This is a genomic window from Herbaspirillum rhizosphaerae, from assembly GCF_046025915.1.
Lineage (GTDB): Bacteria > Pseudomonadota > Gammaproteobacteria > Burkholderiales > Burkholderiaceae_D > Herbaspirillum > Herbaspirillum rhizosphaerae_A.
The window spans coordinates 127,673-141,949 of sequence record NZ_JAQQFR010000009.1 but is presented as its reverse complement, the minus strand read 5'-3'; the positions used below and the strand labels follow the sequence as shown (position 1 = coordinate 141,949).

The window sequence follows — 14,277 nt, the reverse complement described above, 5'->3', positions numbered from 1 at the left end:
GACGAGGGGTGCTGCAAATGGGCGGGGGACAGTCGAGGCTGAAGCAGGATTGTGCAGGGACGGGGTGTCGCGAGGAAGTCGCCTCCGAAAACACCATTGGCATCTTCGGAGGAACGGCTGGAAGAATTACTTCTTCGGGCGGCCGACTTTCAATGGGGTCAGGCCTGCCAGCAGCGTCTTCAGCTTGCCGGTTTCCAGATTCTTGATCAGCGATACGCCGATGCGGAGCAGGTCGCTCTTCTTGATTTCAAAACCAGCCTTCAGGCAAGCCTTCTTGACTTGGCCCAGAACTTCATATTCGGTTTCAGGCATCGTGAAGCTGTCGCGAACTTGCTTGATCTTCTTGAGCTTCACTTCTGTTTTCTTTTCGGTCTTGGCGATTGCCTTGACTGCAGCTTTTGCCAAGGGGGCAAGCGGCTTCTTCAATGCTGGTGCGATAGATTTGGTAGCGGCTTTCACGGCTGGCTTGTTGACGATCTTGGCCTTGGCCGGAACAGCTGCTTTAACAGGTGCAGTCACTTTTTTTGCGACGACTTTTGCGGCAGGTTTTGCAGTAACTTTTGCAGCGGTAGCCGTTGGCTTGATTGCGGACTTAGCTGCAGGTTTGGCCGGCTTCGCTGGTGTTGCGCGCACAGCTGTTTTTGCTTGAGGTTTTTGTGTTGCCATGGTTGCTCCTGGATAAATAATATAAACAATATATATTCTTTTAACGTATTGCGCAATCGTAAAACGTACTACAGGATTGATTTCAAAGAGGTTTTTGTTTTTTCTTTCAAATGAAAATAAATGTAATCGTTATCATTGTCATATGAACACCCACATCATGCCTTGCTCATCGCCGGCGTCGCCCAGGCATGAATTTGCTGTGCGACCCATACCGGTTCATCCAACGGCAGATCATGTCCGGCCGTGCCATGCACATGCAGCGGTGCTTGCCAAGCCCGGGACAGCGCGGCGGAGCAGCGTGGATTGACGAGCTTGTCGGCACCGCCGCACAGAATCAGCAAAGACACGCGTGGTGCTTGTTGCGGAGCGTTGTACCTCATTGCAGCCAGAAGCTGGCGCAGAGCATTCTCACGCGCGACGGGGTGTTCGCGCAAAAAACGCATCCATTCACTGAGCAGGCTGGCCGGTGAGTGACGATTGCTGGTGAGGCGAAGTATGGTGCGTTCCCGCGTTGCGGCATCAGGATTGCCAAGAGCAAGTTTCAACAGTGCAGGATAATTGCGTGGCCGCAGGCGTTGATAGAACGGGCTGAAAGGCCGCAGGCTGGTGTTGATCAGCACGGCCTTGTCGATCTCGTCCGGATAGCGGGTGCTCCAGTCGCAAGCCACCATGGCACCCAGAGATAGAGCGAGAAGATTGAAGGGCGGTGCAATGCCGCGTGCCGCGAGTTGCCGACGGCAAGCTTCAGTCATTTCTTGTACATAGGACGGACTGCGTTCCCGATACAAACTACCATTGCCCGGAAGATCCAGCATGACAATTTCTGCACCCGGGAAATAGCCGGATAAGTTTTGCGGAAACTCGCCCCAGTGACGCGTCTCGCGCATCAGGCCTCGCAGCAAGATCCACGGCGTCATGCGCCCGTCACCCTGATCGGCGTGCTGCCGTCTTCGCCAGGCAGCCAATGTTTGTGAGCACAGGCTGCGCGGGTCAAAAAATCAAACCAGACCAAATGGCTGCGAAGCACCCGTTGCAAGCGATGTGGCGCGTTTGGGTTGAACATGCCGGTGCGTGAAAACAGTTGACGTGGATTTTTCTTGACCCAGCGCCATGATCCCATTTCCAGCGTAAGCGGCAAGAAGACATTGTTTGTCTCCGCCGCCGTTTGTAGGTAGAGGTAATCCCACAAGTCGCCGTGAGTCAGGTATTGCAGGCTCTGCGGCTCGAAGAGATAGTTGTGGTCGGCGTAGGTCTGGCTGAAGAGATCCTTGAGCGCTTCGATTTGCGGCATGTGGCGTATCGGCTGAGAGCTATGCGCAAAGGGAAACCATATCCGGTCTTGCAAGCCGAATCCCGAATGACAATCCAGTGCAACGCTGAACGCGCGGCTGCTCAACTCTTCGCGCACGACGTCGCATAATGCTTGGGCTTCGGGCTCCATTGGCGCATCGGCAGCGCCGCGATACCAGGGCAGGCGGGCGCTGAAACGCTGGCCGCCGAGCAGAAAGGGGACTTTTTCGAGGGAGTCTACCGGCGCATTGCGCATCAGATCCACGCCGCTGGTATTGCAGCGGGTGTTGTTCCACATGCCGGCCGGATTGACCAGAGGCATGAAGATCAGGCGTACCGATTCGAGTTGATGATGCAGGACCTTGTCCCACTTGAGGCGTCCGATCAGACTGCGCAGGAAGGCCAGCAGGATGCGCGTACCGATGCGTTCCAGCCCATGTACTCCGCCGAAGAAGCCGACTGCCGGCGCCGCCGGATCCTTGCTGCCGATACTCAGTACATACACCGGGAAATGCCGTCCCTTGAATTCGACGTTGCAGGCGGAGCGCGCCTCAAGCCATGGCGCACCTGCCTGAATGATACGTTCCAGTTCGGTCAGTTCGGGTAGCTTCAGATCCATGCGCTTGCCGGCTCCATGCACTCAACGAGGTGTGGCGTATTCTTGCATAGAATTGTCGCCGCAAAATGACAGTATTGTTTTATTTGCCAGCAAACTCGCGGCGGGTGGAACGAAGGGCTGGGTGTGACGAGAAAAAAGAACCTGTCTGCGTCACTTTTGTGGTGACGGCAGACAGGTCAATAGGGGGAAGGTGAAATGAAAAAACTACTACTGCACGGGGACTGCACTACAAAACGCTATGTACGCAACGAAGCATGAATACTGAAACTTCTTGATTCATCGATACAGATCTGATCTTTCCTCAGGCGATCTTCGCCAGACGGACCGGTGGTTGGAGAACTTCCTGAGCTTCTTCATCGGCGGCGTGCACTTCACGCAGATATTCAGAAAACTCCTCGCCGACTTCGGGATGCTTGGCGCCCATGGCAACCGTGGCCTTGAGGTAGCCGAGCTTGGAGCCGCAGTCGTAGCGTTGGCCTTCGTAGCGATAGGCCAGCACGGTTTCGTTTTGCATCAGATCGGCGATGCCGTCCGTAAGCTGGATTTCGCCGCCGGCGCCTTTGCCGATATTTTCCAGATGTTCAAAAATGGCAGGCGTCAGCACATAGCGGCCCACCACCGCCAAGGTTGACGGCGCAACGTCCGGCGCCGGCTTTTCAACGATGCCGCTGATGACGTCCAGGCGATCACTGTGCGGGCTGTCGGCATCCGTGCTGACGATGCCGTATTGTTTGGTTTCACTGCGCGGTACGTCTTGCACGGCAAGCAGGCTTTTTTGTTCCTGCTCGAAAACATCGATCATTTGTCCCAGGACATTCTTGCCGTTTTCCGGCGCGTCCATGAAGTCATCTGCCAGGACGACGGCAAACGGCTCGTCGCCGACCAGCGATTTTGCGCAAAGCACGGCGTGACCCAGACCGAGAGGAGAGGACTGACGGATGTAGACGCAATTGATGTGTTTAGGGATGACGTTGCGGGCAAACTCCAGCAGTTTGGTTTTGCCTGCAGCTTCGAGTTCTGTTTCCAGCTCGTAGGCTTTATCGAAATGGTCTTCGATGGCGCGCTTGTTACGTCCGGTGATGAAGATCATTTCGGTAATGCCGGCTTCCACGGCTTCTTCCACGGCATATTGAATCAGCGGCTTGTCGACAATGGGCAGCATCTCTTTAGGCTGCGCTTTGGTCGCCGGCAAAAATCGGCTGCCGAGACCTGCAACAGGAAAGACGGCTTTGGTGATTTTTTTCATGATGTTTGTTCCTTGGTAAATACCGGATCAGACCGGAAGAAAAATCGACGCTATTCAGTTTCGATCAACGATCTGACGCGTCTATATTCGCGTGTATATTCGTTTCCTGCGATGTTTGTTTTTCGCTAATCTGCACTGGCGGAATTCTTGCCGCGACGCGACTTGCGCAAAGACACCAGCATTGCGCAAGAGTGAAATAGCGGCGCGGCGCTCGGACAAGCCTGGCTGAGAAAGCTGGCTGCAAAAAGCGGCCACGAGGCGCTCTTGTCTACACCATCATTAACAGTGTGCGTTCGCCCTTGGCTCCGTTCGTTTTGCTCTTGCATGTTGTTCCCCCAGTCAGATTAGTTGGAGCAAGCTTAAAAAATCACCCACTGTTTGGCTATAGGAAACATTCCTTTTGATTTGTAGGAATCGGAGAAGAATGCCGGGCGAGGTCGAAATCACCGCAAAGTCGCAAGAGCACGCGGTTTGCCGCTTGTCCTACAAGGGAATTGGCCGCTGTCCGATATGTTGGGACGGCAACGGCAAATAAGATTCTTCCAGCCGCGCAATCCGGCGGCGTTCGAAAAAAATAAACTGAAAGGAACATCATGTCTCACGGAATCATTGCCTGGCTGGTCATCGGCGCCATCGCAGGCTGGCTTGCAGGCGTACTCGTCAAGGGCGGCGGCTTCGGCTTGCTGGTCGACATCCTGGTCGGCATCATCGGGGCATTCATCGGCGGCTGGCTGGCAGGCTTGTTCGGCATCGGCGTTGGTGGCGGCATCGCAGCTTCCATCGTCACTGCGACGATAGGCGCAGTCGTTTTGCTGCTGCTGTTGCGGCTTGTTCGACGAGCGTAACGAAGCACGTAGAACGGATAAATAAAGAGCGGGCAGGAGGGTGTGCACTATCCTCGCATTATCTGTGCATCACGGTGATGTACATCCAACTGCCCCTTTCGAAAAAAAAACCGGCGCGTTACCACATTTTAAAAAGCACGTACAGCTACCAGAAAACAGAAAACGAACGTTGTCACTCATCTATCGTCCGTTTTCAAGATCTCGTGTACATTTGAATTTATGCAGAAGATTCCTTCATTGCGGGAGTGAAGATCATGCAGACCACAGCACATACCGACAGACCCAGGTCAGTCCATTCCTCCGGCGTATCGGCCCAGTCGATACAGACGGCTCAAGCTGCTCATACTGCGAATACTGCGCGCGCCACATCCAGCGCGCCCCTGCCGTATCAGCCTAGCCAGCCGCATGTATTGACGGATGATCTCAAGGCCCAACTGGCTCAAGAGAATCAGCGTCGACGCGCAAACCTTTACCCCAGACTTGCCCAGACGCTCGCGACTATCGAGCCGAGCAGCGTGCCGCAGAGCTATTCGGAGCAGCGCGCCATGTCCTTGCAAGAACTTGCTGCTGCCAATAAGGCGAGACGCAACAGATTGCGTGAGGCCGGTTATGCGGTATCCACGCCAGAGATGGCATAGCCTTCATTGCTGCGCGAGGTTGCCGCGCTTACAATATGGGAAGTGACGCGTCATTCATCGATGACGGTGCGACAGCGCATTCGTATGTATTCATACCGATGTGAATCCTATATGGCCTGTCGCGTCATCTTCTTATCTTTTATACCCAAGAAACAACAGAAACAGCAGGCAAACGATAAACATGAGCAGCATCAGTCCTCTGGCCGGTCATCGCGCCGACACTTCTTCCCTGGTTAATTTGCCTCTGCTGGTCAGCAGCTATTACAGCCTGCATCCAGATGCCGGCATTGCCGCGCATCAGGTAGCGTTCGGCACGTCAGGGCATCGTGGCAGTTCGCTGACCTACAGCTTCAATGAGTGGCATGTGCTGGCGATTACGCAAGCTATCTGCGACTACCGTGTCGAAAACGGCATTACCGGCCCCTTGTTTCTGGGCATCGACACGCATGCGTTGTCGACGCCGGCCTTTTCCAGCGCACTGGAAGTGCTCGCGGCCAATGGCGTCCAGACCATGATTGCGCGGAGTTCGCCGCACGGGTCTCCGTACACGCCGACGCCCGCCGTGTCGCATGCGATTCTCATGCACAATCGCGCTCATCCTTCTGCTCTGGCGGACGGCATCGTCATTACGCCATCGCATAATCCGCCTGACAACGGCGGTTTCAAGTACAACACGCCTAACGGCGGGCCAGCCGACACCAACGTCACCAGCTGGATAGAAAAACGCGCCAACGTTTTTCTGCGTGACTCCGTGCGCACGGTCAAGCGCATGACATTCGATCGTGCTTTGCGCGCGTCGAGCACGCATCAGTACGACTATCTGGAAACCTACGTCAACGACTTGCCCAACATTATCGATCTCGCCGCTATCCGCGATGCAGGCATCAGCATCGGTGTCGATCCTCTTGGTGGAGCCGGTGTGCATTACTGGGGAGCGATTGCAGATCGCTATGATCTGAAATTGGAAGTCGTCAATCGTGAAGTCGATCCGACGTTCCGTTTCGTACCAATGGACTGGGATGGGCAAATCCGCATGGATCCGTCATCGCAATATGCGATGCGCGAATTGATTTCGCTCAAGGATAAATTCGACATCGCCTTTGCCTGCGACACCGATCATGATCGCCACGGCATCGTTACCAAGAGTGTCGGCCTGATGCCTTCCAATCATTATCTGTCGGCGGCAGTGTCCTATTTGTTCCAGCATCGTCCCGACTGGCGCGCCGAAACAGGCGTCGGCAAGACCTTGGTCAGCAGCCAGATGATCGATCGTGTGGCGGCGCAATTGCAGCGGCCTTTGCAGGAAATGCCGATCGGATTCAAATGGTTTGTCTCCGGTTTGCAGGACGGCAGTCTTGGCTTTGGTTGCGAAGAGAGCGCCGGTGCTTCGTTCCTGCGTTTTGACGGGACACCCTGGAGCACTGACAAGGACGGCATTACCGCTGCATTGCTCGCCGCAGAAATGACGGCGCGTACCGGGCGCGATCCGGGAGAAATTTATCAAGGCCTGACGGAGCAATTGGGCTTGCCGTGCAACGGCCGCATTGAAGCTGCCGCGACGCCGGAGCAGAAGAAACTATTGTCCGGTTTATCTTCTGATAACGTGCGTTCAACCGAGCTCGCTGGCGAAAAAATCCGCCAGATTCTCACTACCGCACCGGCCAACCACAAGGCTTTCGGCGGTGTGAAAATCATCAGCGACAACGGCTGGTTTGCGGCCCGTCCGTCCGGCACGGAAAACATCTACAAGATCTACGCAGAGAGCTTCCGCGATGAGGCGCATCTCGACAGTATCTTTGCTGAAGCACAGCAGATCGTCACGGATGCGCTGGCAGGTGGCGCGGCATGAATTAATTCAGGCTAGCCTCTCGCGATAGAGTCGTCATTGGACACTATCGCGAGCGCCGTCTTGCACGGCGGCATGAGACTTTCACCGTCTTGTGCCGCCGTTTTTCATGGCAGGCGAGATTTTCCTTTTCATTCCCATTCCTCCTACACCTGAATAAGTGCCTGTCCTGCTGGCACGGGGTCCAGGCTTGCCTAAGATAAAGCTGTACTTCGTTTTTAGACGGCTTTAAAGGAGAGCATCATGCCGAGAGGCGACAAATCTTCCTATACCGATAAACAAAAACGCCAGGTTGCCCACATTGAAGAGGGCTACGAAAAGCGCGGCGTCAGCCATAAAGAGGCAGAGCGGCGTGCCTGGGCAACGGAAAATAAAATCTCCGGAGGCGGGCGCAAATCCGGTTCCGGTCGCAAGCACTAAGCTGCTGCGCATTAATATTTCGACAGGCGGTTCAGAATGTTTGCAGACAGCATGATCCTGCACGCAATGGCAGAGGCGCAGAGCGAACAGTCCGGTACAGCTACAGCTGCAGTCCCGGCTTCGACCGTTCCACCGGGCGGCGAAAATCCAGTCAAGGAGAGCACGATGCCTACGCAAAAACAGACGCAGCAACAGATGCAGCAAGAAGCACCGCAAAGCCAGCAGCAAGGACAATCAGGACAATCCCAACAGCAGGCATCTCATGTCCAAAAGGACGTGCAGGAAACAGCTCCCGCGAAGCCTTACACGGATCCGCTCGGACGTCCGCTATATCAGGGCACGCCACGCTTCACCGATCAACAGGCCGGCGGCGATCTGACCGGTGACGAATCCGATGCGCGCGACGACAATTATGTTGAAACCGGCTCGGGGCAGAATGCACGCGATGTGTCAGCGCATGCGGATCGTCTGCCTGCCGCATCTGCAGAATTGCTGCGATCGATTGCGGTATCGACTGGCGTCAAAGGTGATCTCAAGGAAACGCTGAGGCCGCCGGTGAGCGAGCAACACGCCTCGACAGAACCCGAGCCGGACGGCACGGAAGATCCAGGCGCAAATGCCGATGACGGACTGATGCCGCGCAAAAAAGATGGCAGCGCATCCGAGCAACACTGACTGAGGACATGCGGATAGCAGGAGTCGGCAACGGCGACAAATAGTCGATACGGTGCCCGCACTAACGGGTCTTGCTCTGACTCTCATTTCTCTTCGGCAGCTGACATCCGCGCATGTCAGCTGCCATTTTGTTTACGCTGTTTGGTAGCGTTCAGCATCGTTTGCGCCCAGTGTTCACTTCAGCCGAGATCGCTCATCGACATCCCTACCGTATATTTTTTGATCGCCGGCGTGTTGCTGACTTTCATGGTGTTTCTTGAGTCGGTGCTGGAGAAACTGCCATTCAACGCTGCCATGTTGTACCTGCCAATAGGCTGGCTGCTCGGGCCTGCCGGCACCGGTTTGATCCATATCGATCTGCGCGCGCATGCGGATGTACTCACGGTCATCACGCGCGTTGCATTGCTGTTGTCTCTGTTCACCGTTGGCTTGAAGTTGCGCGTGAAGTTTCGTGGCAAGGGAAGTCACTTGTGGTGGCTCCCACTGCGTCTAGGCGCGCTGTCGATGCTCATTACGGTGCCTTTGCTGGCTATCAGCATGACCTTCCTGTTCAATCTGCCATTTGCGGTGGCGATGCTGCTGAGCGCCATTCTTGCGCCCACCGATCCGGTGCTGGCTTCCGATGTGCAGGTGAAGAATGTCGACGATCCGGATCAGTTGCGCTTTAGTCTGAGCGGCGAGGGCGGTCTCAATGACGGGAGTGCATTTCCTTTCGTCATCTTGGCTTTGATATTGCTCGGCGTAACCGATGAGATTACACAAGTGGATCATTTCGGATGGTTCGTGCTGTGGGGCGTTGCCTCCGGTATCGGATGCGGCGCCTTGTTTGGCTGGGCCATGTCGCGTCTGGTGCTGTTCGCGCGGCAGCGATTTGGTTTGGCGCTGGGCATGGAAGAGTTCATGGCCATCGGCATCATCATGCTGTCGTACGGCGTTGCTGAGCTGGTGAATGGTATCGGGTTTTTATCGGTCTTCGCCGCTGGTCTGGCGATGCGGCAGGTGGAGTCGGCCAGCAGCGGCGACAAGCCCGCCGGAGAACTGATTGCTGCAGCCGAGGGCAGCGGCAAGTCTGCCGCCGCCGTTCATCCTGAACAGGCACCGGTCTATCTGACTGAGACGGTGCTCGGCTTCAATCAGCAACTGGAGCATTTCGCCGAGTTTTTCATGGTGCTGTTGATGGGCATCCTGCTGTCGGAATTTGGCATTTCGGGTGAGGGCGTGCTGATTGCCGGTCTGCTGTTCTTCGTCGTCCGGCCGATTGCCGTCGGCATCGGTTTGCTTGGCTCGGATACCGAAACTTCGCATCGCTGGCTGATCGCATGGTTCGGTATTCGCGGTGTCGGTTCACTGTATTACCTGTGTTTTGTTTTGCAGTTCTGGCATGACAGACTTAACGTGCGCATCGCGCAGGACGTACTGACCGTCCTCGCACTATCCGTATTACTTCATGGCATTTCCTCTGCGCCGCTGATGCATCTGTATTGGCGAAAACGTGTCAAATCCGGCGCAAAGCCGGAATCGTGAAGTAATAAAACTACATTTACTACATCGACATTTTTTACTTCGCATCAGCGGCTGATCCAATAAAAATCGACATCTTCGTCTTAAAAAGCTAGAAGCAAATCCATCTCTGTGCCAGAATAATCAAAAAATATAGTAAAACTACATAAAATCAGGCTCGCTGAATTGTCTTTGGTGCAATTCCATGCAATTGGCGATTCTGCACAAAACAGGAGACTTCATGACTTTTTCCCGCCTTCGGATCGGGCAGCGCTTGTCGCTGTGCTTTGGCGTCATATTGGTATTGATGGCGGCGGTGACCGCGTTGGCAGGCTTTTCGGCGCATCGTGCTCAGCAGCAGTTGGCGGCCGCGCTCAGTCATACCAACGGCAAATCCGAAATTGCGGCACTGATGCGCCAGAGTCTGTTCCGTCAGGGCCAGGCGGCGCGCAACGTGGCGACGCTGACTGATCTCAATGCCATGCAAAAGGAGATGGCGCGCATTGGTGTGGAGCGTAAAGCCTATCGCATCAATCAGGCCGCCTTGCTCAACAGCGGCGTGAGTGCAGAAGAACAGGCCATCATCAACGACATGGATGGTCTTGATCGTCGCAGCGAACCGTTCATCAAACAGGCAGAGGAGTTCGTCGCCGGCTTCAACGCTGGGCAAGCGACCAAGTTACTCAATGCCGAAGTCGCGCCGCTGCAAAATCAGTGGCTGGAAGCCATCGACAAATTGGTCAAGCTGGAGCAGAGCCAGATCCAGAGTGATCTGGATGACTTCGCTGCCAGCGGCAGGCAAACCACCATGGCGACTATCGTGATTTGCGGCGTAGCCATGCTATTGGCGATACTGGTGGCGTGGCGTCTCAACCGCAGCATCACGCGTCCGCTGAATGATGCGGTGGATCTTGCCAGCCGCGTCGCAGCGGGCGATCTCACTGCCCATATCGCCGAAGGCGGTAAAGACGAAACCGGGCAGTTGCTTGCTGCGTTGGGGCGCATGAATCAAAGCTTGCTGCAGACCGTCAGCGAGGTGCGCAATGGCACGCAAAGCATCTTCCGTGTGTCGCGGCAAAACGCTGCCGGCAATACCGATCTGGCGGCACGCACCGAAGCGCAGGCCGGTTCGTTGCAGCAGACCGCCGGCGCCATGGCGGAGCTGACCGGCATCGTCAGTCGCAATGCACTGCAAATCGGCGAAGCCAATCGTCTTGCGCAATCGGCTGCCGGCGTGGCTTCGCGCGGTGGTGACATCGTGTCGTCCGTGGTCGGCACCATGACGGCGATCAAGGACAGTTCGCGCAAGGTGGTAGACATCATTTCGGTCATCGACGGCATTGCCTTCCAGACCAATATCCTGGCGCTGAATGCCGCAGTGGAAGCGGCGAGGGCGGGTGAGACAGGTCGCGGCTTTGCCGTGGTGGCAACAGAGGTGCGCCATTTGGCCATGCGCAGCGCTGCCGCCGCCAAGGAAATCAAGGTACTCATCGGCGACTCTGTGGAACGTATTGACGCCGGCAGCCGCCAGGTTGACGACGCCGGCCAAACCATGCGCGAGATCGTCGACTCGGTTGAGCACGTGGTCGGCATCATGGATGAAATCGCCGCTGCCAGCGACGCACAGAGTCACGGCATCGCGGACCTCAATCAGGCCATCACGCAAATCGACGCTGTCACGCGCACCAACGCGACGCTGGTGGCGCAGGCCGCAGTGGCGACAGCCGACATGCAGGAGCAGGCGCACAAGCTGTGGAATGCCGTGAGCGCCTTCCGCGTCGGTGAGGAGCCAGCCGATCTGCATGAAAATTTGACGGAAGTGCAAACCGAACTGAATGCTTTGCCGACAGCCAGTACCGTATCGGCTCTGCCTCGCCGTGACACGCCGATGATAGCGGCCGCTCTTGCCTGATCCAACTCATCTGTACATCTTGTCACTCTTGCGCCGGATTGACCCGGCAGCACGGCGTAAGAGTTGATGAAGTCCGAAAAAGTGTTTGTCCTATACGCAGCGTGCGTCTGAGCGCGTAGCCTGATGTTGTGTCGCCGCCCGTCGACGGTTTCGTCGGCGTTGCGCGCGCTTCTTTGCATCTCTGCATCAGAAAGGACATCACATGCACAAGCCACAAGATATTCCGCCGGTTGAAGTGCCGCCTCTCGATCCGACGCCGCAGCAGGATCCAATTCCCCACCAGAATCCGCTGTGAGGAGCTGCACGCATGCATACACCGCAAGAGATTCCACCGACCGCGCCACCACCGCCAACGGACGTCCCGCCGGATGAGTACAACCCGGTACAGGATCCGCCGCTCAATCCGACCGAGCCGGGTATTCCGGATACGGATCCTGCAGAGCCGCCGTTGAAAATGACCGATCTTTGATTTTGGAACTTGTTCTGTCCGATTTAACGAGGAGTAATCATGGCTACCAGCACACTCGATCTTGATGTCTTGCCGATCTCGGATCGTCAGCTCAACAAAGGTCACGACAACCACGCACTAGGCCCCAGCGACACATCGGACAGCGGCAGCGACATGACCAATATCGCCACTGAAGCCGACAGCGACTCCGCCGGCACCGGTGAGCGCGCTTCGATTGAGCGCGGCAGCCGTGACCGCGCACCAGAAACACCCGAGTCGGTTGAGCAGGTGGCGAGTGACAATGAAAGTGGCGAAGATATTGTTGCTGCCGACGAGCGCGAGCTTGAAAAGCAGACGGACAGTGTCAAAGACGCCAAAAAGCTCAAGCGCGACCGTGATCTCGACGATGCGTTGGAAGACACTTTTCCGGCCAGCGATCCGATCAATCTGACGCCGGAGCCGCCTAAAAAGGTCGCAAAAGGTCCCAACTCCAACTAATCGCCGCGCTAAATCCATAGCTTTTCGCTATTTGACTGCTATGGAATACGCAAGGACTGCGCATTGACCCCGTCGCGGGTCGTGCGCATCCCGTCGCCGAAGTCCGGTTTGATGCCGATTCCCAGCTGGTTGCCGACTGGTTTAAGCACCGTTTCAAAGCCTCTTGCAGTTGCCAGAATCCCTCCACCCACCTATACTCGCGGGGTAGCATTGCCTTGGGTATCCTGCGTATTTCTTGCGCTGGATTTAATCGGGAAGCCGGTGCGTTAATCCAGATGATCTCTCTGGAAACCATTCCGGCGCTGCCCCCGCAACGGTAAGCGAATCAGCGAATCTGCATTCAGCCACTGTGTAGGTGTCTTATTGACACGGCATGGGAAGGCGCAGATTCCGGTTCCGGTCAGATCATTCTCACCGCGAACCCTTCGCAAGCCCGGAGACCGGCCCTTGGTAACGACTTGTTTTGCATCGCGGAGGGCGATCGACGGACTGCTTCCCGGATTGCATGATGTTTCTGCACCCGCGTTGTTTCCTCATTTTCCTTCGTGACGTTTCCGTTATTTCCGTTATATGTGCTGCGGCAGTCTTGTCAGCGACATGTCCGGTTTGGCTCCAACGCTTATTCGAAGGAAGACATATGGATCTCACCACCGGCGCATCTGCCAACGACACCAGCACCATCGATTCCACCACTGGTTCCAGCATGTGGCGCGACCGCATTTTGCCGGGCATTGCCGCTGTAGTGCTCGGCGCAGGCCTGATCTACGCCGCCGGCTTTGCTTCTGCGGTGGAACTCCACAACGCCGCGCATGACGGCCGCCATTCGGCAGGCTTTCCTTGCCACTAAGAATACTATTCAGCGGAACAATTGAATGATGAATCTCGCAGTATTGCGGCGGATCGCCTCCACCGTCCTGTTGGCTGGCGCTTGCGCCGGTATCTTGCTGACTGGCGTGCAGCAGTTGCAGGTCTCCAAAATCATCCTCCAGGCGGAGGTCTACGAAGACGCTGCCGCTGTTAAAGCGCATGAAGAGGCGCACGAACATGAACATGCGTCCGCGGCAACACCTGCCGCCGGGGCGCCTGCAGAAGCGCACGAGCACGACCATGGCGCTGACGAATGGGAGCCCGCCAATGGTTTCGAGCGCACAGCCTACACGGTGCTGGCCAACATCAGCATGGCAATTGGTTTCGGACTGTTTCTTGCTGCCGCAATCGTCATCAGCGGCAAGCAAGTGACCTGGCGTTCCGGTTTGCTGTGGGGTGTCGCCGGCTATCTGGTGTTCTTCGTCGCGCCGTCGCTGGGCCTGCCGCCTGAAGTGCCGGGCACCATGGCGGCGCCTTTGCATGCGCGCCAGCTCTGGTGGGTAATGACGGCAGGCATGACTGCCGCCGGCCTGGGTCTTGGCGTGTATGCGCGTCACTGGGCGCTGAAGTTGCTGGGCGCGGTCTTGCTCATCGTGCCGCATATCATCGGCGCGCCGCATCCGGCCGTGCATGGCAGTGCCGCGCCGGAAGAGTTGGCACAGGCCTTCATCCACGCAACGGCTTTGGCCAACGGTTTGTTCTGGCTGATGCTGGGCGGACTGATTGGATACTTTTACAAGAAATTCGCCTAAAGCTTTTAACGCTAAGCACAAATGCCGATCCGACCGTAACAGGTCGGATCGGCAT

15 protein-coding genes and 1 riboswitch are annotated in these 14,277 nt (G+C 56.2%); of the genes, 11 read left to right on the top strand and 4 right to left on the bottom strand.

Annotated features, from left to right (window positions below; translation table 11 throughout):
* Positions 1–126: 126 nt before the first annotated feature.
* The 4 genes from PQR63_RS14895 to galU all read right to left on the bottom strand — a co-directional run bounded on the left by PQR63_RS14895 (position 127) and on the right by galU (position 3,821).
* The gene (locus PQR63_RS14895) at positions 127–666 is read right to left on the bottom strand and encodes a hypothetical protein (protein ID WP_408168782.1); all 540 of its coding nucleotides are present in this window, start codon (positions 664–666) and stop codon (positions 127–129) included.
* Positions 667–821: 155 nt separating this feature from the next.
* Positions 822–1,583 (bottom strand): alpha/beta fold hydrolase, encoded by a 762-nt coding sequence (locus PQR63_RS14890; protein WP_408168780.1) that lies wholly within the window; start codon positions 1,581–1,583, stop codon positions 822–824.
* Complete coding sequence (locus PQR63_RS14885; RefSeq protein ID WP_408168779.1) at positions 1,580–2,575, bottom strand: M14 family zinc carboxypeptidase; 996 nt, start codon at positions 2,573–2,575, stop codon at positions 1,580–1,582. Before PQR63_RS14885 ends, PQR63_RS14890 begins: the two co-directional genes overlap by 4 nt.
* Positions 2,576–2,876: 301 nt before the next feature.
* Positions 2,877–3,821, bottom strand: a complete 945-nt coding sequence (gene galU, locus PQR63_RS14880; protein ID WP_408168777.1) for a UTP--glucose-1-phosphate uridylyltransferase GalU — start codon at positions 3,819–3,821, stop codon at positions 2,877–2,879.
* Between the two features lie 593 nt (positions 3,822–4,414).
* On the opposite strand from galU, the gene PQR63_RS14875 reads away from it, so the two are divergent.
* From PQR63_RS14875 to PQR63_RS14825, 11 genes are all read left to right on the top strand, one after another.
* A complete protein-coding gene (locus tag PQR63_RS14875) occupies positions 4,415–4,666 on the top strand; it encodes a GlsB/YeaQ/YmgE family stress response membrane protein (protein ID WP_408168775.1) in 252 nt (83 codons plus the stop codon).
* 254 nt (positions 4,667–4,920) lie between these two features.
* On the top strand, positions 4,921–5,304 hold the full coding sequence (locus PQR63_RS14870) for a hypothetical protein (protein WP_408168773.1): 384 nt from the start codon (positions 4,921–4,923) through the stop codon (positions 5,302–5,304).
* A gap of 181 nt (positions 5,305–5,485) precedes the next feature.
* A complete protein-coding gene (gene pgm, locus PQR63_RS14865; RefSeq protein ID WP_408168771.1) occupies positions 5,486–7,153 on the top strand; it encodes a phosphoglucomutase (alpha-D-glucose-1,6-bisphosphate-dependent) in 1,668 nt (555 codons plus the stop codon).
* Between the two features lie 240 nt (positions 7,154–7,393).
* Positions 7,394–7,570: a hypothetical protein gene (locus tag PQR63_RS14860; protein ID WP_007880828.1), complete on the top strand. Its 177-nt coding sequence runs from the start codon at positions 7,394–7,396 to the stop codon at positions 7,568–7,570.
* Between the two features lie 165 nt (positions 7,571–7,735).
* The gene (locus PQR63_RS14855; RefSeq protein ID WP_408168769.1) at positions 7,736–8,245 is read left to right on the top strand and encodes a hypothetical protein; all 510 of its coding nucleotides are present in this window, start codon (positions 7,736–7,738) and stop codon (positions 8,243–8,245) included.
* A gap of 231 nt (positions 8,246–8,476) precedes the next feature.
* On the top strand, positions 8,477–9,769 hold the full coding sequence (locus PQR63_RS14850) for a cation:proton antiporter (protein ID WP_408168767.1): 1,293 nt from the start codon (positions 8,477–8,479) through the stop codon (positions 9,767–9,769).
* Positions 9,770–9,986: 217 nt separating this feature from the next.
* On the top strand, positions 9,987–11,657 hold the full coding sequence (locus tag PQR63_RS14845; protein WP_408168765.1) for a methyl-accepting chemotaxis protein: 1,671 nt from the start codon (positions 9,987–9,989) through the stop codon (positions 11,655–11,657).
* 307 nt (positions 11,658–11,964) lie between these two features.
* On the top strand, positions 11,965–12,126 hold the full coding sequence (locus PQR63_RS14840; RefSeq protein WP_408168763.1) for a hypothetical protein: 162 nt from the start codon (positions 11,965–11,967) through the stop codon (positions 12,124–12,126).
* Between the two features lie 39 nt (positions 12,127–12,165).
* Complete coding sequence (locus PQR63_RS14835) at positions 12,166–12,603, top strand: hypothetical protein (RefSeq protein ID WP_408168761.1); 438 nt, start codon at positions 12,166–12,168, stop codon at positions 12,601–12,603.
* Positions 12,604–12,803: 200 nt separating this feature from the next.
* Positions 12,804–13,066, top strand: a riboswitch (cobalamin riboswitch).
* Between the two features lie 174 nt (positions 13,067–13,240).
* On the top strand, positions 13,241–13,450 hold the full coding sequence (locus tag PQR63_RS14830; RefSeq protein WP_408168759.1) for a CbtB domain-containing protein: 210 nt from the start codon (positions 13,241–13,243) through the stop codon (positions 13,448–13,450).
* Between the two features lie 28 nt (positions 13,451–13,478).
* Entirely contained in the window at positions 13,479–14,222 is a 744-nt protein-coding gene (locus PQR63_RS14825) for a CbtA family protein (protein ID WP_408168890.1), read from the top strand.
* Positions 14,223–14,277 lie beyond the last annotated feature (55 nt).